Annotated in this window: 16 protein-coding genes and 2 tRNA genes; 2 read left to right on the top strand and 16 right to left on the bottom strand. The window is 50.2% G+C overall.

Features of this window, described 5'->3' with window-relative positions; translation table 11 throughout:
* Nucleotides 1–3: 3 nt before the first annotated feature.
* From nlpI to rlmE, 15 genes are all read right to left on the bottom strand, one after another.
* Complete coding sequence (nlpI, locus tag ETV65_RS17835; protein WP_129954345.1) at nt 4–888, bottom strand: lipoprotein NlpI; 885 nt, start codon at nt 886–888, stop codon at nt 4–6.
* A gap of 129 nt (nt 889–1,017) precedes the next feature.
* Nucleotides 1,018–3,141 (bottom strand): polyribonucleotide nucleotidyltransferase, encoded by a 2,124-nt coding sequence (pnp, locus tag ETV65_RS17830; protein ID WP_129954343.1) that lies wholly within the window; start codon nt 3,139–3,141, stop codon nt 1,018–1,020.
* A 273-nt stretch (nt 3,142–3,414) separates the two neighbouring features.
* Entirely contained in the window at nt 3,415–3,684 is a 270-nt protein-coding gene (gene rpsO / locus ETV65_RS17825; protein ID WP_014333706.1) for a 30S ribosomal protein S15, read from the bottom strand.
* Nucleotides 3,685–3,806: 122 nt separating this feature from the next.
* Nucleotides 3,807–4,751 carry a tRNA pseudouridine(55) synthase TruB gene (truB, locus tag ETV65_RS17820; protein ID WP_129954341.1) on the bottom strand — a complete coding sequence of 315 codons (945 nt, stop codon included), beginning with the start codon at nt 4,749–4,751 and terminating at the stop codon, nt 3,807–3,809.
* A complete protein-coding gene (rbfA, locus tag ETV65_RS17815; RefSeq protein ID WP_014333704.1) occupies nt 4,751–5,164 on the bottom strand; it encodes a 30S ribosome-binding factor RbfA in 414 nt (137 codons plus the stop codon). Before rbfA ends, truB begins: the two co-directional genes overlap by 1 nt.
* 77 nt (nt 5,165–5,241) lie before the next feature.
* Nucleotides 5,242–7,935 carry a translation initiation factor IF-2 gene (gene infB, locus ETV65_RS17810; protein ID WP_129954339.1) on the bottom strand — a complete coding sequence of 898 codons (2,694 nt, stop codon included), beginning with the start codon at nt 7,933–7,935 and terminating at the stop codon, nt 5,242–5,244.
* A gap of 24 nt (nt 7,936–7,959) precedes the next feature.
* Complete coding sequence (gene nusA / locus ETV65_RS17805; RefSeq protein ID WP_013573819.1) at nt 7,960–9,468, bottom strand: transcription termination factor NusA; 1,509 nt, start codon at nt 9,466–9,468, stop codon at nt 7,960–7,962.
* 23 nt (nt 9,469–9,491) lie between these two features.
* Nucleotides 9,492–9,944, bottom strand: a complete 453-nt coding sequence (rimP, locus tag ETV65_RS17800; RefSeq protein WP_014411570.1) for a ribosome maturation factor RimP — start codon at nt 9,942–9,944, stop codon at nt 9,492–9,494.
* Between the two features lie 216 nt (nt 9,945–10,160).
* Nucleotides 10,161–10,237, bottom strand: a tRNA-Met gene (locus tag ETV65_RS17795).
* Between the two features lie 59 nt (nt 10,238–10,296).
* A tRNA-Leu gene (locus tag ETV65_RS17790) sits at nt 10,297–10,383 on the bottom strand.
* 85 nt (nt 10,384–10,468) lie between these two features.
* Nucleotides 10,469–10,804 (bottom strand): preprotein translocase subunit SecG, encoded by a 336-nt coding sequence (secG, locus tag ETV65_RS17785; RefSeq protein ID WP_129954337.1) that lies wholly within the window; start codon nt 10,802–10,804, stop codon nt 10,469–10,471.
* A gap of 235 nt (nt 10,805–11,039) precedes the next feature.
* Nucleotides 11,040–12,380: a phosphoglucosamine mutase gene (gene glmM, locus ETV65_RS17780; protein ID WP_129954335.1), complete on the bottom strand. Its 1,341-nt coding sequence runs from the start codon at nt 12,378–12,380 to the stop codon at nt 11,040–11,042.
* A 2-nt stretch (nt 12,381–12,382) separates the two neighbouring features.
* Nucleotides 12,383–13,222 (bottom strand): dihydropteroate synthase, encoded by an 840-nt coding sequence (gene folP / locus ETV65_RS17775; protein WP_129954333.1) that lies wholly within the window; start codon nt 13,220–13,222, stop codon nt 12,383–12,385.
* Between the two features lie 125 nt (nt 13,223–13,347).
* A complete protein-coding gene (gene ftsH, locus ETV65_RS17770) occupies nt 13,348–15,291 on the bottom strand; it encodes an ATP-dependent zinc metalloprotease FtsH (protein WP_129954331.1) in 1,944 nt (647 codons plus the stop codon).
* 56 nt (nt 15,292–15,347) lie between these two features.
* Entirely contained in the window at nt 15,348–15,977 is a 630-nt protein-coding gene (gene rlmE / locus ETV65_RS17765; protein ID WP_014333696.1) for a 23S rRNA (uridine(2552)-2'-O)-methyltransferase RlmE, read from the bottom strand.
* A 182-nt stretch (nt 15,978–16,159) separates the two neighbouring features.
* On the opposite strand from rlmE, the gene yhbY reads away from it, so the two are divergent.
* A complete protein-coding gene (gene yhbY / locus ETV65_RS17760) occupies nt 16,160–16,456 on the top strand; it encodes a ribosome assembly RNA-binding protein YhbY (RefSeq protein ID WP_013573813.1) in 297 nt (98 codons plus the stop codon).
* Nucleotides 16,457–16,636: 180 nt separating this feature from the next.
* Here the strand turns inward: yhbY and greA are convergent, their stop codons facing one another.
* Nucleotides 16,637–17,113, bottom strand: a complete 477-nt coding sequence (gene greA, locus ETV65_RS17755) for a transcription elongation factor GreA (RefSeq protein WP_129954329.1) — start codon at nt 17,111–17,113, stop codon at nt 16,637–16,639.
* Between the two features lie 283 nt (nt 17,114–17,396).
* On the opposite strand from greA, the gene dacB reads away from it, so the two are divergent.
* Nucleotides 17,397–18,830 (top strand): serine-type D-Ala-D-Ala carboxypeptidase, encoded by a 1,434-nt coding sequence (gene dacB / locus ETV65_RS17750; protein ID WP_129954327.1) that lies wholly within the window; start codon nt 17,397–17,399, stop codon nt 18,828–18,830.
* Nucleotides 18,831–18,833 lie beyond the last annotated feature (3 nt).

Below are 18,833 nucleotides of genomic sequence, written 5' to 3'. Positions count from 1 at the left end.
CAGCTATTGCTGGTCCGATTCTGATAGGTCGTCTTGCTCATGGCCCAAAAGCGCCAATTCCAACAATGCATAGCGGTGCTCAACAAAGTTATGAACGTTGTTAGCTACCGTCAGTTTGAACAGTGCCGCAGCGCTGTTCTTGTCCCCCAGACTTAGGTAATGTTTACCTAAATAGAAGTCAGTTTCACTGAGATGCTCAGCGAGCGAAGTGTTATCCGTTGCTTCTGCCTTGAGGCGTTCCATCAGCGTAGATTCGCTGATTTTGCCCAGGTAGAATTCGACGATATTCCATCCCCATTGCCCTCTGTCCGCTTTGTCATAACGCTGTTGAAGCGCTACCTCGGCATCCTTCGGATTGATTTCTCGCTCCGCAAGATAAAGCCATAACGAACGGAAGGGATCATTTGGATCGTCTCGATAAAACGCCTGCAGATCATCCTGCGCTAACGAGAATCGGCCACCGTAATACAGTGCGATACCTCGGTTCAAACGCGCGTAGTTGTAAGTTGGATCAAGCTCTAGTACAGAATCAAACGCTTCATAGGCAGCATCGAAATTGCCTGCCTGCGTTAAGTAAATCCCCAGGTAGTTAAAAACTTCTGGCATATCAGGACGAATAGACAGCGCTTGTGAAAAATCATTTCGCGCCAGTGCTCTTAGCCCGAGACTATCATACAGCACACCGCGCTCATATAATAGCTGTGCTCTCTCATCATCGGTTAATGACCGACTGGCAAGTATTTGTTCCATGCGTGCCAGGATGACTTCCTGCTGCAACGTCGGTTGCAACGGAATCGCCAGAACTTCATTTTTACGCCAATCATGGTTGCTGCATCCTGCCAACATAAGTGCTGTCGCAACATAACACCAGCGCAAGAAAGGCTTCATTTCTACTCCCGGAGACAAACATTGGATGAACATCCTGTCATCCGCTTGCTTAACACAAACGCGTCCTGCGTCCGTGAGACGAACAGCTCCTTTCCAGATGGAAAGGAGCTGTAAAACTTCTGTTACAGATTATTCTGCTGCAGGTTGCTCAGTTGTTTCGTCCTGAGTAGGTGCGGTAGCTTCTTTGATGCTCAGACGCACACGACCCTGACGGTCAACTTCGAGAACTTTAACCGGAACTTCCTGGCCCATCTGCAGGTAATCAGTCACTTTCTCTACACGCTTGTCAGCGATTTGAGAAATATGCACCAGACCTTCTTTACCGCCGCCGATGGCAACAAATGCGCCAAAGTCTACGATACGGGTCACTTTACCCTGATAGATACGACCCACTTCGATTTCAGCAGTGATCTCTTCGATACGACGAATAGCGTATTTCGCTTTCTCGCCGTCGGTTGCTGCGATTTTCACAGTACCGTCATCTTCGATTTCGATCGTGGTGCCGGTTTCTTCGGTCAGCGCACGGATCACAGAACCACCTTTACCGATCACGTCCTTAATTTTGTCCGGGCTGATCTTGATGGTGTGAATACGCGGAGCAAACTGAGAGATATCGCCACGTGGAGTGCTGATAGCCTGTTCCATCACGCCCAGGATATGCAGACGCGCACCCTTAGCCTGGTTCAGAGCCACCTGCATGATTTCGCGGGTGATACCTTCGATTTTAATGTCCATCTGCAGCGCGGTAATACCGTCGCGGCTACCGGCCACTTTAAAGTCCATGTCGCCCAGATGATCTTCGTCACCCAGAATGTCGGACAGAACGATAAAGCTTTCGCCTTCTTTAACCAGACCCATTGCGATACCGGCAACAGCGGCCTTAATCGGAACACCTGCATCCATCAGGGCCAGAGATGCGCCGCAAACAGAAGCCATTGAGGATGAACCGTTGGATTCAGTGATTTCAGAAACCACACGCACGGTGTACGGGAAGTCTTCTGGTTTTGGCATCATCGCCAGCACGCCACGTTTAGCAAGACGGCCATGGCCAATCTCACGACGTTTTGGCGAGCCCACCATCCCGGTCTCACCGACTGAGTACGGAGGGAAGTTGTAATGGAACAGGAAGCTGTCAGTTTTTTCGCCCATCAGCTCATCCAGGTTCTGTGCATCACGGGCAGTACCCAGCGTTGCAGTCACCAGCGCCTGAGTTTCACCACGGGTGAACAGAGCAGAACCATGGGTACGTGGCAAAACGCCAGTACGCACATCCAGACCACGGATCATGTCTTTTTCGCGACCATCGATACGCGGCTCGCCACGCAGCACACGGCTACGAACCACATTCTTCTCGATGCTGCCCAGGATGTCAGAAATTTCGCCAGCATCCAGGGATTCGTCTTCAGCTTGCAGAGCCTGAACAACGTCAGCTTTGATGACATTGATCTGGTTGTAACGTTCTTGCTTCTCGGTGATCAGGTACGCATCACCCAGACGGGATTCAGACAGTGCAGCGACGCGAGCATGCAGCTCAGCGTTAACGGCTTCTGGCTGCCAGTCCCATTTTGGCTTACCGGCTTCAGCAACCAATGAGTTGATGTTGTCGATAACAATTTGTTGTTGTTCGTGGCCAAAGACGACCGCGCCCAGCATCTGATCTTCACTCAGTACTTCAGCTTCAGATTCAACCATCAGAACCGCGCCCTGAGTACCTGCCACAACCAGATCCAGACGGCTTGTTTTCAGCTCATCAGCGGTTGGGTTCAGAACATACTGGTCGTTGATATAACCAACGCGTGCCGCACCGATCGGGCCATTGAATGGAATACCAGACAGGCTCAGGGCAGCAGATGCACCGATCATCGCAACGATGTCAGGGTTAACTTGTGGGTTCAGGGAAACCACAGTCGCGATAACCTGAACTTCATTCAGGAAGGAGTCCGGGAACAGCGGGCGAATCGGGCGGTCAATCAGACGTGAGGTCAGTGTTTCGCCTTCGCTTGGACGGCCTTCGCGACGGAAGAAGCTGCCCGGGATACGACCAGCAGCGTAAGTACGCTCCTGATAGTTAACCGTCAGCGGGAAGAAACTCTGACCTGGTTTAGCTTTTTTCTGGCCAACAACGGTCACGAATACCGCAGTATCGTCCATGCTAACCATAACAGCGGCAGTAGCCTGACGAGCCATCATGCCGGTTTCCAGCGTAACGGTGTGCTGGCCGTATTGGAATTTACGAATAGTCGGATTAAGCAATGTAATATCCTTTTGTATGACGCGCAGCTGTTATGACAGCAGTTCACGCCGATAAATATCCGAGCTTCTCACTACATTCTCGCGACTAATGACAATCCTTATATACCTGGCAATGTGGTAATAAAGTCTCTCATTAGCCGCGCGAAAACATCTGTAACGGAAGTTCATGTTCTTAGAATAACAGTAGAAACCGCAGCCATACAGTACCCTGATTTGGCTGCGCTTCCTAGAATAAAGGGGCCTATTGGCCCCTTTACACTGAAACTCGCTTGATTAGCGACGCAGACCCAGACGTTCGATCAGGCTGGTGTAACGTGCTACATCTTTACGCTTCAGGTAGTCCAGCAGTTTACGACGCTGAGAAACCATACGCAGCAGACCACGACGGCTGTGGTGATCTTTTTTGTGTTCTGCAAAGTGACCTTGCAGATGGTTAATTTGAGCAGTCAGCAGAGCAACCTGAACTTCGGTAGAACCACTGTCGTTAGTGCCGCGACCGAAGTCGGAAACGATCTGAGCCTTAGCTTCAACGCTTAGAGACATAATCTTACTCCAAAATATTATAGATAATTAAACGGGTGCCGATCTCTAATTCAGCAACCCAATGCATAAGCTGCGCTATTCTACCCTTTGCTATATATGATCGCAAGGTAAGCAGAAAGCGCTTAATCGGTGTATTCAACAACCAGACGACGAGGCGCAATACGACCCTCATCATCAATTTCTCCTACACCGATAAACTTACGTTCTTCGCCTTCAGTGATGCGAACCATACCGCTGACGGGCGCACCTGATGCCTGAACAGGTTGGCCCTGTTTGACATATCCGGCCACCATAGGTAACAGGTTCACTTCCGGGAAGTCTTCACATGCGCTATCCATCGGCAACAACAAAGGATCCAACAGCAAGCGCGGCTCAATACCCTGCTCTTCTGCCTGAGCGATCAGCTCATGGAGTTTTTCCAGGGTGACCATTCGCTCTGAAGGATAAGTTGCCACCTGCAGACGACGCAGATAAGTCACATGCGCACCACAACCCAACTTCTCACCAAGATCATCGACGATAGTGCGGATGTAAGTGCCTTTTGAGCAATGAATCTCCAGCTCAACGTCAAAGCCTTCCCAGCGTATAAATTGCAATTCATACACCGTAATGCTGCGTGATTCTCGCGGAACTTCGATGCCCTGACGGGCATATTCGTACAGCTTTTTCCCTTCATATTTCAATGCGGAATACATGGAAGGAATTTGCTGAGTTTCCCCGCGGAAACTGTCGAGTGCGTCGTCAAGTTGTTGCCGGGTGAACGTCATTTCACGTTCACAAATGATGGCACCTTCAGCATCTGACGTATCGGTGCGTTGCCCCATGCGGGCAATCACGCGATAGCGTTTGTCCGAATCAAGCAGGAACCGGGAGAATTTAGTCGCTTCGCCTAAACACAGTGGCAGCATACCGGTGGCTAAAGGATCAAGCGCGCCGGTATGGCCTGCGCGGTTAGCGTTATAAAGGCGTTTAACCTTTTGCAGGGCATCGTTAGAAGACAAGCCTAAAGATTTGTCCAGTAGCAGAACACCGTGTATATCACGGCCGCGGCGACGTGGGCGACTCATTATGCTTCCTCGTCATCGCCTGCAGCGGAACGGCGTTCAGCATCGTTCTTCACGACATTAGTCACCAGATTGGACATACGCATACCTTCAACCAAAGAGTTGTCGTAAGCGAAAGTCAGCTCCGGTACTACACGTAAACGCATCGCTTTACCGATCAGCGTACGAATGAAACCTGACGCGTCCTGCAAGGCTTTGATGCCATTTTTGACACGATCAGGATCGTGATTATCAGTGGTCAGCACATCCAGGAAGGTGACGAACACTTTGGCATATGCCAGGTCGCGTGAGACTTCTACGCCTGAAACTGTCGCCATGCCTACGCGTGGGTCTTTGACTTCACGCTGTAAGATGATGGCGATTTCTTTTTGCATCTCCTGAGAGACGCGCTGAGTACGGCTAAATTCTTTTGCCATGAGGCTTTCTCCTTACTTGCTCCAGACAAATAAGGGGGCGCAAGGCCCCCATCTGGATATCAGCGACTTCGCAAACGTTAAGCGATAGTACGTTTGATCTCGATGATTTCGAAGACTTCGATCACATCACCAGTACGCACATCGTTGTAATTCTTAACGCCGATACCACATTCCATGCCGTTACGGACTTCAGCAACGTCATCTTTGAAGCGACGCAGGGATTCCAGTTCGCCTTCATAGATCACCACGTTTTCACGCAGCACACGGATTGGGTTGTTACGCTTGATCATACCTTCAGTCACCATACAACCTGCAATAGCGCCGAATTTAGGTGACTTGAATACGTCACGAACTTCAGCCAGGCCAATGATTTGCTGTTTGTATTCTGGCGCCAACATACCGCTCATTGCCTGTTTGACTTCATCAATCAGGTTATAGATAACGGAATAGTAACGCAGATCCAGGCTTTCACTTTCAACAACGCGGCGGGCAGACGCATCTGCACGGACGTTGAAGCCGAGGATGATCGCGTTAGAAGCAGCAGCCAGTGTCGCATCAGTTTCGGTGATACCACCGACACCCATACCAACGATCTTAACTTTAACTTCGTCGGTGGACAGGCTCTGCAATGCATCAGAGATTGCTTCACAAGAACCCTGGACATCTGACTTCAGAACGATGTTCAGTTCAGAAACTTCACCTTCGGTCATGTTCGCGAACATGTTTTCCAGTTTAGATTTCTGCTGACGAGCCAGTTTAACTTCGCGGAATTTACCCTGACGATACAGCGCAACTTCACGTGCTTTTTTCTCATCACGTACAACGGTAACTTCATCACCCGCAGCCGGCACACTGGACAGACCCAGCACTTCGACAGGGATAGAAGGACCCGCAGACGTAATGTCACGGCCCATTTCGTCACGCATCGCACGGACACGGCCGTATTCGAAGCCACACAGAATGATGTCGCCTTTGTTCAGCGTACCTTCCTGAACCAGCACGGTAGCAACCGGACCACGACCTTTGTCCAGGAAGGACTCGATCACAACACCACTTGCCATACCGCTACGCACCGCTTTCAGTTCCAGAACTTCGGCCTGCAGCAAGATAGCTTGCAGCAGATCGTCGATACCAGTACCGACTTTCGCAGAAACGTGGATGAACTGAGATTCGCCGCCCCACTCTTCCGGCATAACGCCGTACTGAGACAATTCGGTACGAACACGGTCCGGATCAGCATCTGGTTTATCAATTTTGTTTACCGCAACAACGATTGGCACGCCAGCCGCTTTCGCATGCTGAACAGCTTCGATGGTTTGCGGCATCACGCCGTCATCAGCGGAAACAACCAGAACCACGATATCTGTTGCCTGAGCACCACGAGCACGCATAGAAGTAAACGCGGCGTGTCCCGGGGTATCCAGGAAGGTAATCATGCCGTTTTCAGTTTCTACGTGATAAGCACCGATGTGCTGAGTAATACCACCGGCCTCACCTGCGGCGACTTTCGTGGAACGAATATAGTCGAGCAATGAGGTTTTACCGTGGTCAACGTGGCCCATGATGGTCACAACCGGAGCGCGAGGCTCAGCAGCTGCGGAAGCACCTGTGTCACGATCGCTCATCAGCGCTTCTTCCAGCTCGTTCTCACGACGCAGGATAACTTTATGGCCCATTTCTTCTGCAACCAGCTGAGCAGTTTCCTGATCAATAACCTGGTTGATGGTCGCCATAGCGCCCAGTTTCATCATAGTTTTGATGACCTGAGAACCTTTGACGGCCATTTTGTTTGCCAGTTCGGCAACAGTAATGGTTTCGCCCACCACGACATCACGGTTTACGGCAACCACAGGCTTGTTGAAGCTCTGCTGCAGCGTGCTTGGTTTGCGTTTGCCTTTACCATTACGGCCAACAGCACGGGCTTCTTCGCGATCCGCTTTAGATTCGGACAGCTTGTTGCCTTTTTTCTGTTTAGTCGCTTTGCCACCGCGGGTACGGCTACGACGATCGCCTTCAACTTTGGCATCATTCTCGTCTTCGGCCGCACGTGCATGCGTAGAAGTGGTGACATGGTAGTCAGCAGATTCTGATTCGCTCGGCGCAACAGTTTCAGTCCAGACGCCAGAATCAGCCATTTTACGGGCTTCTTCTGCAACGCGTTTGGCGTTCTCTTCAATCTTACGCTGGGCTTCTTCTTCCGTTTTGCGTTTCAGCTCTGCGGCTTCAGCTTCACGGCGTGCTTTATCTGCCTGAGCTGGTTTGGTTACTTCATCGGTATTTTGATTGGTCACTTTATCTTTTTCCGCTGCGTCACGCTTAGCTTTATCAGCGGCCTCACGTTTAGCTTGCTCTTCGGCGGCGCGTTTGGCTTTTTCCTGAGCTTCGCGCTGGGCTTGCTCTGCTGCTGCACGCTGTGCCTGTTCTTCCGCGTCACGCTTCGCCTGCTCTTCCGCTTCTGCCTGGGCTTGTTCTGCCTCGGTCATATCACGTTTAACATAAGTGCGTTTCTTGCGGACCTCGATTTGCACCGATTTACTCTTCCCGCCGGTGCTCGGAATATTCAGTGTACTACGCGTTTTGCGTTGTAACGTCAGTTTGTTTGTCGCACCTGGGTTTCCACCATTGAGATGCGCCAATAAAGTTTCTTTTTCTTGCTGGGTCACAGAGTCAGCTTCGGACTTCGAGATCCCTGCATCAGCAAATTGCTGTACCAGGCGATCAACCGGAGTCTGAATTTCTGCCGCCAGCGATTTTACAGTTACATCTGTCATGCTGTTCCTTCCTGCTACAGTTTATTACGCGTTGTCGCCAAACCAGCAGATATTGCGCGCGGCCATGATAAGTTCACCAGCCTGCTCGTCAGTAAGACCTTCAATATCAGCCAGATCGTCGACACCTTGCTCGGCAAGATCTTCCAGCGTACAAACCCCTTGTGCAGCCAGTTTAAATGCCATACTACGTTCCAGACCCGCCAGGTTAAGCAGATCGTCAGCAGGCTTTTTGTCACCGAGACTTTCTTCCTGAGCTAAAGCCAGCGTGGTCAGCGCTTCTTTTGCGCGTTCGCGCAGCGCATCCACGGTGTCTTCATCCAGGCCGTCGATTTCAAGCAATTCATTAACTGGCACATAAGCCAGTTCTTCAAGCGTAGAGAAACCTTCTTCAACCAGCACCGTGGCGAAATCTTCATCAATGGCCAGGTATTTGGTAAAGGTATCAATCGCAGCGTGTGCCTCAGCCTGATGTTTGGCTTGCAGGTCGTCTGCTGTCATCACGTTCAGTTCCCACTTGTCATCACCACGATGCTGTTTCAACAATTGGGAAGCCAAACGCACGTTCTGGCCATTACGGCCAATCGCCTGTGCCAGGTTGCTGGCTTCAACGGCGATATCCATGGTGCATTTATCTTCATCAACCACGATGGAAGCGACGTCTGCCGGTGCCATTGCGTTGATAACGAACTGCGCAGGATTGTCATCCCAAAGGATAATATCAATGCGCTCACCGCCCAGTTCGCTGGAAACGGCCTGAACGCGTGCACCACGCATGCCGACACAAGCACCGACAGGGTCGATACGTTTGTCGTTAGTTTTTACGGCAATTTTCGCACGGGACCCAGGATCACGGGCAGCAGCTTTAATTTCAATCAGCTCCTCGCCAATTTCCGGCACTTCGATGCGGAACAGTTCAATCAGCATCTCGTTTCGTGAACGGCTGACAAACAGCTGGGCACCACGTGCTTCAGGGCGGACATCATACAACACGCCACGAATACGGTCACCAGAGCGGAAATTTTCACGAGGAAGCATGTCTTCACGCAGGATAACAGCTTCAGCGTTGCTGCCTAAATCCAGTGCAATACTGTCGCGGTTAACTTTCTTAACGACGCCAGTAACGATTTCACCTTGCTGCTCACGGAACTGATCAACCACCATCGCGCGTTCTGCTTCACGTACTTTCTGTACGATGACTTGTTTAGCAGTCTGTGTGGTGATGCGGTCAAAAGTGACCGATTCAATTTGATCTTCAATATATCCGCCGAGGTCGATTGACGGATCTTCGTATTGTGCAGCTTCAAGGGTGATTTCGCGGGTCGGCTGGGTCACTTCGTTCACTGCCACCCAGCGACGGAAAGTATCAAAGTCGCCGGTTTTACGGTCAATGCTGACGCGGACTTCGATTTCCTGCTCGTATTTTTTCTTGGTCGCCGTTGATAATGCAATTTCCAGCGCTTCAAAAATCTTCTCGCGCGGGAGGGATTTTTCATTAGAAACTGCTTCTACAACAGCCAGAATCTCTTTGTTCATCCTAGTTGCCTCTTCCAAACTCTTTAAAAGTGGGGTACCAGGTTCGCTTTCTGGATGTTGCTCAGTGCGAACACTTCATCTTTCCCTTCCACTGTCACCGTGATCATTTCGCCTTCGACAGCTTTAATGATGCCCTGCCATTTGCGGCGGTTTTGCACTGCCATACGCAAAACAACACTGACTTCATCGCCAAGAAAACGTTGATAATGTTCAGCGGTGAACATAGGACGATCAAGGCCTGGAGAGGAAACTTCCAGGTTGTAGGCGACAGTAACTGGATCTTCAACGTCCAGCACAGCGCTCACCTGGTGGCTGACATCAGCACAATCATCAACATTGATCCCGGCGTCACTATCAATATAGATGCGCAACGTCGATTGGCGAGCCCGAACGAACTCGATGCCCACCAGCTCAAAGCCAAGTGCCTCGACTGGTGCTGTAATCAGCTCTGTTAATTTTTGTTCTAATGTGGACAAGCCCACCCCCAAGACATAAAAAAAGGGCTAAATAGCCCAGTGATTCTGTTGCCAAATAACAAAAAACCCCGATAAATCGGGGCTTTATGCAACTGGACCCTATTCGCCGCATAGCGGCTTCGGTACAACTTTCGCAAAGTGTTGTTTTCAAATTGAAGCTGCAGAACATCACAGGAAGATACTGAAAGTCTATTTGAAATAAACACTTAGGGAAAGTGGTTGCGGGGGCCGGATTTGAACCGACGACCTTCGGGTTATGAGCCCGACGAGCTACCAGGCTGCTCCACCCCGCGTCCGAAAACGTGGCAAATACTACGCCGATAACCGCTAAAAAGCAAGTTATCATAAAGATTGGTACCGAGGACGGGACTTGAACCCGTAAGCCCATTCGGGCACTACCACCTCAAGGTAGCGTGTCTACCAATTCCACCACCTCGGCACTCTTTTTTTTCACAATCGCTTATACTGTCCAAGCACAAGCCACTGTTTCAAAACCTGTCTTCTATCTTAAAGAAGTTTACTGCTTAATGAGGAACGTCACTGTTAGGCGCTGCTGGAGCTGCCGGCGTAGTGGTCTGCTCAGTTTTAGCTGGCTGACTCAGGTTCTCCCACTCACTGCCTTTTTGGCCTTTATTGGTGCTCATGTTCCCGAGAATCAAACTAATGATAAAGAACAGTGCTGCCAAAATGCCTGTCATACGGGTCATGAAGTTACCGGAACCACTCGAACCGAACAATGTGCCAGAAGCACCTGCTCCGAAAGAGGCTCCCATATCAGCGCCTTTACCTTGTTGCAGCATAACCAGAGCGACAAGCCCGATTGCTACGATAAGGAAAATCACCAGAAGAGCGTCGTACATAGTAGTACCTGTATCCTCGCGGGTTCACCGCATGCCAATTGCTTCTCACCATTTAGCAGGTCATCAAAGGACCCACTGAAGCGGGTGTGAATACTAACCAAAGCCGTATTGCCGTGCAAGGGCAATTTTCATCAAATTGTTCGTTTGCGGAAAAAAACGGCAAATCGGCATGAAACCTGCTGCCCGAACGTCCGGCAGCAAGAAATCCACCGAAAATTTACCGTTTTTTATCGGCTTACGCTTTGACCGCTTTTACGGCATCAGCAATGCGGTTGGCCAGTTTTTCCACCAGTTGTGCGTCTTCCCCTTCCACCATTACGCGCAGCAGAGGTTCGGTACCTGATTTACGTAACAGCACCCGACCGCGGCCGGCCAGCTGTTTCTCAACGTCTGCCGTCACTTGCTTGACGTCATCAGATTCCAGCGGATCATGTTCACCGGCAAAACGGACGTTGATCAGGATCTGCGGAAGCAATTTCATGCCGCTGCAGAGGTCATGCAAGCTCATGTGGTTGCGCACCATGGCGGTAAGCACTTGTAACCCTGCCACAATGCCATCACCCGTCGTGGTTTTATCCAGCAGAATGATATGGCCAGAGTTTTCAGCACCAATGCGCCAGCCTTTTTCTTGCATTTTTTCCAGCACGTATCGGTCGCCCACTTTCGCCCGCGTAAAGGGAATACCGAGCTGTTTGAGCGCCAGCTCGAGACCCATATTGCTCATCAGCGTGCCGACCGCACCGCCTTTCAACTGCCCCTGACGAAGCCCTTCACGCGCAATGATGTAAAGGATTTGGTCACCATCAACTTTGTTGCCTTCATGGTCAACCATAATCAGACGGTCACCATCGCCGTCAAATGCCAGTCCGACATCTGCTTTTTCAGCCAGAACGCGCTGCTGCAACTGACGGACATCCGTTGCGCCGCACTCTTCGTTGATGTTCATGCCATCCGGCTCACAGCCGATAGCGATAACTTTTGCCCCAAGTTCACGCAACACACTGGGTGCAATATGGTAAGTGGCCCCGTTAGCGCAATCGACCACAATTTTCAGGCCGTTCAGGCTCAACTCTGTCGGGAATGTTCCTTTACAGAATTCGATGTACCGACCAGCTGCATCCACGATTCTGCTGGCTTTACCCAGTTCGGCGGACTCAACACAGGTCAATGGTTTTTCAAGCTCTGCTTCAATCGCCTCTTCAACCTCGTCAGGCAATTTGGTCCCGTCGATAGTGAAAAACTTGATGCCGTTGTCGTAGTAAGGGTTATGCGAGGCTGAAATGACAATGCCAGCTTCTGCACGGAAAGTACGCGTCAGATAGGCAACGGCAGGCGTTGGCATCGGGCCGGTGAAAGACGCCGATAAACCTGCCGCCGCGAGACCGGCCTCTAACGCGGATTCCAGCATGTAACCCGAAATGCGGGTATCTTTACCGATGATCACTTTCCGCGAACCGTGGCGTGCTAATACTTTGCCCGCAGCCCAGCCCAGTTTCAGAACAAAATCAGGGGTAATCGGGGTATCGCCCACTTTTCCGCGGATGCCATCTGTCCCAAAGTATTTACGGTTACTCATAATTAATTTTTATCCCTTGCAGAAAGTGTCGCTTCAACGATACGCATCGCTTCAACGGTTTCTTTCACATCATGTACGCGCACGATCCTGGCACCTTGCATGGCGGCAATCACAGCACAAGCCACACTTCCTGTAACCCGTTTTTCCGGGGAGACATGCAGAAGTTGCCCCACCATGGATTTCCTCGACATCCCTACTAACAACGGTATGCCAAAGTGATGGAAATCAGCCAGCCGTGCGAGCAACTGATAGTTATGCTCTAAATTTTTACCGAAACCGAAGCCCGGGTCGAGCAGCAATTTCTCTTTTGCAATGCCAGCGTTCACACAACGTGAAATTTGTTCAACAAAATACTGTTCCACCTGTGCAACAACATTATCGTAATGCGGGGCATGCTGCATCGTTTTGGGTTCCCCCTGCATGTGCATCAGACAAACAGGCAAACCGGTTTCGGCTGCAGCCTGTAGCGCACCGGGTTCCTGAAGCGAACGAATATCATTGATCAGATGCATACCCGCATGTGCCGCTTCCCGGATCACGCAGGCTTTTGAGGTATCAACAGAGATCCAAACATCAAAACGCCGTGCAATGGCTTCAACGACCGGCACCACACGGGCCAGTTCTTCATCCTCACTGACTTCTGCTGCACCAGGACGAGTCGATTCGCCCCCAATGTCGAGAATGGATGCGCCTGCATCAACCATTGCCTGAGCATGTCTGAGGGCAAGATCAAGTGTGTTATGTCGCCCGCCATCGGAAAATGAATCCGGGGTAACATTCAGGATCCCCATGACCTGGGGGAAAGTGAGGTCCAACCTGGACTCTCTGGCTGTGAGGTGCATAAATCACGTCCCTTCTGATCAATCAATAAAGGCCTTTTCAAATTTCGTGGTAAAGAATGCACGCATAAAAAACCCCGGGCAAGCCCGGGGTTGAGTGTTATCAGCGTTATTTTCCAATCAACAGCTTATTTGCCGCTGAATTGCTCAAACATCGTGTTACCAGGATTCGGTGTACGAGGTTCGTCAACAGGCGTTGGCGCTTTCGGGGCACCGCCGTCGCTGGAATTGCTGTTACCGTTTTTGCCGTTAGCGTCGTCCCAGCCAGCTGGCGGGCGAACTTCAGTACGGTTCATCAGGTCATCAATTTGTGGTGCATCGATGGTTTCATATTTCATCAGGGCATCTTTCATTGAATGAAGGATATCCATGTTTTCCATCAGCAAAGTACGCGCACGAATGTAGTTACGTTCAACCAGAGACTTAACTTCCTGATCAATGATGCGGGCGGTTTCATCAGACATATGTTTAGCTTTCGCGACTGAACGGCCGAGGAAGACTTCACCTTCTTCTTCTGCATACAGCAACGGACCTAATTTCTCTGAGAAGCCCCACTGTGTCACCATGTTACGGGCAATCGACGTCGCTACTTTGATGTCGTTTGACGCACCGGTAGACACTTTCTCTACACCATAGATGATCTCTTCAGCAAGACGGCCACCGTATAAGGTAGAAATCTGGCTTTCCAGTTTCTGACGACTGGCGCTGATCGCATCACCTTCAGGCAGGAAGAAAGTCACACCCAATGCACGGCCACGAGGAATAATGGTCACTTTGTGCACAGGATCATGTTCCGGAACCAGGCGACCAATAATAGCGTGACCCGCTTCGTGATAGGCGGTGGATTCTTTCTGCGATTCGGTCATCACCATGGAACGGCGCTCAGCACCCATCATGATTTTGTCTTTGGCTTTTTCGAACTCGACCATTGACACCACACGTTTGTTACCCCGTGCAGAGAACAACGCGGCTTCGTTAACCAGGTTCGCGAGATCTGCACCGGAGAAACCCGGTGTACCGCGGGCGATCACCGAAGCATCAACGTCAGTTGCCAATGGCACACGACGCATATGAACTTTAAGGATTTGTTCACGGCCACGAACATCTGGCAAGCCAACAACAACCTGACGGTCAAAACGACCCGGACGCAGTAACGCAGGATCCAGGACATCCGGACGGTTGGTTGCAGCAATAACGATGATACCTTCGTTACCTTCGAAGCCATCCATCTCAACCAGCATCTGGTTCAGTGTCTGTTCACGTTCATCGTGACCTCCACCTAAACCTGCACCACGCTGACGGCCTACGGCATCAATTTCATCGATGAAGATGATACATGGAGCTGCTTTCTTCGCTTGTTCGAACATGTCACGCACACGTGATGCACCCACACCCACGAACATTTCAACGAAGTCAGAACCGGAAATGGTAAAGAACGGGACTTTGGCTTCGCCGGCAATCGCTTTAGCCAGCAAGGTCTTACCCGTACCCGGAGGACCTACCATCAGAACGCCTTTAGGAATTTTACCGCCCAGTTTCTGGAAACGGCTTGGTTCGCGCAGGTAATCTACCAGCTCGCTTACCTCTTCCTTCGCTTCGTCACAACCTGCAACGTCGGCAAAAGTCGTTTTGATTTGGTCTTCCGTCAGCATGCGGGCTTTGCTTTTACCAAAGGACATAGCCCCTTTGCCACCGCCGCCCTGCATTTGCCGCATAAAGAATATCCAGACGCCAATCAGAAGCAGCATCGGGAACCATGAAATAAAGATAGTCGCCAGGAAACTCTGCTGTTCAGGCGGTTCTCCAACAACTTTCACGTTTTTGCTCAGCAGCGTATCCAGCAATTTAGGATCATTAACCGGAATATAGGTTGTGTATTTGCTGCTGTCTTTTTTGATAACGTCAATCGCACGTCCATTGATACGTACTTCACGGACCTGGTCTTGGGCCACTTCGGTTGTAAAGGTAGTGTAATCTACCTTGTTACCATTTGATTCGCTGGGACCAAAACTCTGAAATACAGACATCAATACAACTGCGATGACTAACCAGAGGATCAGGTTCTTCGCCATGTCACTCAAGGGATTAACCTCATATTACAACTGTGTTAACAAACAGCGTTAGGGAACTACAGTTTCCGCCCTGTCGCTACGATGTACACTTCTCGCGAACGTGCTCGGGAAGCGTCTGGCTTACGAATCTTCACCTTCGTAAACAGGGAGCGAATTTCCCGCAGGTATTCATCAAAGCCATCTCCCTGAAACACCTTCACCAGGAAACTTCCGCCTGGTGCTAATACATCCCGACACATATCCAATGCTAATTCAACCAGATACATCGATTTTGGAATATCGACTGCCGGAGTACCGCTCATATTAGGGGCCATATCGGACATGACCACCTGAACCTTGTTTTCTCCCACGCGTTCAAGCAACGCTTTGAGAACTAATTCATCACGAAAATCCCCCTGAAGGAAATCGACTCCAACAATAGGATCCATAGGTAAAATATCACAGGCGATGATACGCCCTTTGTTACCGATTTGTGTCACAACATACTGTGACCAACCGCCGGGAGCTGCCCCTAAATCCACGACTGTCATACCCGGTTTAAACAGCTTATCGCCTTGCTGTATTTCATCAAGTTTAAACCAGGCACGGGAACGCAGCCCTTTTTTCTGTGCCTGCAGCACATATTTATCGCTAAAGTGTTCCTGCAACCAGCGACTGGAACTTGCAGAACGCTTTTTATTAGACATTATTTATTAACCATATAGTTTTCCAACCACCCTGAGTTAGAGCTTTTGGAACAAGCTGTTAGCATCATGACGTCTATGGCTAAGTCAGTATTATTGCCTCCCCGAAGCAGTCCGGGTTGGTGATATACATGAGATGGCGGTAGAATGACCCGTTTTCAATCCCAACTTAAGCAAAAAAGACGATGAATCTTAACAATAAACAAAAACAGTACCTGAAAGGCCTCGCGCATCCACTCAAACCGGTTGTTATGCTGGGCAACAACGGGCTGACTGAAGGTGTGCTCGCCGAAATTGAACAGGCGCTGCAACATCACGAACTGATCAAGGTTAAAGTCGCGGCAGAAGAACGCGAAACGAAGTCCCTGATCGTAGACGCGATTGTGCGTGAAACCAAGGCGTGTAATGTGCAAGTCATCGGCAATATGCTGGTACTTTATCGCCCTTCCACCGAAGACCGCAAAATTATCTTACCGCGTTAATCTATTAAGGTTTAACGAAAAGCGCTGTAGATTTTCGGAAAGGTGCCACGAAATCACGTTCAGGGGAAGGTCTGAGCAGGCCTTTTTACTTTAGTTTTCAATTTACTGTGAAGCAATTCACTGCATGAACGTGAGAATAACAGGGCGAAACGTCTCGTTTCGCCCTTTTTAATGCAGATTTTAAAGGTATTCGACCTTCAATACTTCAAACTCGACATCACCACCCGGCGTTTTGATCACAACAACATCATCCTGTTCTTTGCCGATCAAACCGCGTGCAATCGGGGAATTTACAGAAATCAGATTTTGCTTAAAATCAGCTTCATCATCTCCCACGATACGGTATTTCTGCTCTTCTTCAGTGTCCAGGTTCATGACACTCACGGTAGCACCAAAAATTACCCGGCCAGTGGCAGGCATCTTGGTCACATCAATGACCTGAGCATTCGACAGCTTAGCTTCGATTTCCTGGATACGGCCTTCACAAAAACCCTGCTGTTCGCGGGCGGCATGGTATTCAGCATTCTCTTTCAAATCGCCGTGTTCACGTGCAGTCGCGATATCAGAAATGATTTTCGGGCGGCGGACGCTCTTCAGATGGTCCAGTTCTTCACGTAATCTCTCTGCGCCACGCAATGTCATCGGAATCGGTTTCATATATTCATTACCTCTAACTTGGTCCTTTCGGTAAACACCGTCCTGATTGAATCAGGTAAGAAATTAAGTCAGTTCTTTTGACCGACTCTCTCTGGCGAAAAACAAAAAAAACCTCACCCGGAGTTGCCACCAGGCCAGGAATCATTTTGCATTTTGATTCGTATTTTAACGTAGAGTTCCTTGAGGATCATCGTTTACTTTCAGCCACGTTGCGCCTGGGTTCGTAGCATCGTAGTATGGCACCACATTTATCCTGCCGTTACTCAGAGCCTTTACCAAAATAATGCGTTTTTTACGAATTGTCAGTGGATTAGCATGCGCGTTTGTTCTGAATACAAATGCGGCTCAGATCGAAAACTACACAGAATATCTGCCTGATGGCACGAATCTGGCGGTCCTGGTACAAAAAATTGGTGCCCCTGCACCTGCGATCGATTATCACGGTACTCAGATGGCGCTGCCTGCCAGCACCATGAAGATCCTGACGGCGCTGGCTGCGCTGTTGCAGCTAGGGCCTGATTTCCGCTTCACTACCACACTCGAAACGCCAGGTTCAGTTTCTGACGGTGTGCTCAAGGGAGATCTGGTCGCGCGTTTTTCGGGCGACCCGACCCTGAAGCGTCAGAATATTCGGAATATGGTCGCTGTTTTGAAAAAACAGGGCGTCAAAGAAATCAGCGGCGATGTGATCATTAACACTTCCGTGTTCGCAAGCCATGATAAAGCTCCGGGATGGCCATGGAACGACATCACCCAATGCTTCAGCGCCCCCCCGGCAGCCGCGATTGTCGACAGAAACTGTTTCTCGGTATCACTGTATAGCGCACCTAAACCTGACGAAAACGCGTTTATCCGCGTGGCCTCATATTATCCCGTACACATGTTCAGTGAAGTCCGCACGCTGGCAAAAGGCTCACCGGATGCGCAATATTGTGAACTGGATGTCGTACCGGGTGAATTCAACCGATACACTCTTACAGGTTGTCTGACACAACGCAGCGAGCCTTTACCGCTGGCTTTCGCTATTCAGGACGGAGCCAGCTATGCCGGTGCGATTCTCAAAGACGAGCTGCTGCAGGCGGATATCCAGATTGATGGTACGCTGAAACGTCAGACCCAGCCGACGCCAGCGGGTACTGTACTGGCGCAAACCCAATCGGCACCGCTGCATGACCTGTTGCATCAGATGCTTAAGAAATCAGACAACATGATCGCCGATACGGTATTCCGTACCATTGGTCATCAGCGTTTTGGCGTACCGGGAACATGGCGGGCGGGTTCAGATGCTGTTCGTCAGGTTTTGCGCCAAAAAGCAGGCGTGGATTTAGGCAACTCTATCCAGGTGGATGGTTCCGGCCTTTCACGTCATGATTTATTGTCACCGGCCACAATGATGCAGGTGCTGCAATACATCGCCCAACACGATAAAGAATTAGATTTTATATCGATGCTGCCTTTAGCGGGTCATGACGGAACCTTGCAGTATCGCGGCGGCCTGCACGAAGCAGGTGTGGACGGCAAAGTGTCGGCAAAAACCGGCTCGCTGTCAGGTGTATATAACCTTGCCGGTTTTATCACCACAGCCAGCGGCCAGCGTATGGCCTTTGTGCAGTTCCTCTCAGGCTATGCGGTTCCCCCTGAAGATCAACGTACACGTCGTGCACCGCTGGTGCGCTTTGAGAGTCGTCTCTACAGGGATATTTACCAAAATAATTAACCA

The sequence above is a fragment of the Rahnella sp. RFA10(1/100) genome, from assembly GCF_004195115.1.
GTDB classification, from domain to species: domain Bacteria; phylum Pseudomonadota; class Gammaproteobacteria; order Enterobacterales; family Enterobacteriaceae; genus Rahnella; species Rahnella perminowiae.
This window is presented reverse-complemented; position numbering and strand designations above follow the sequence as displayed.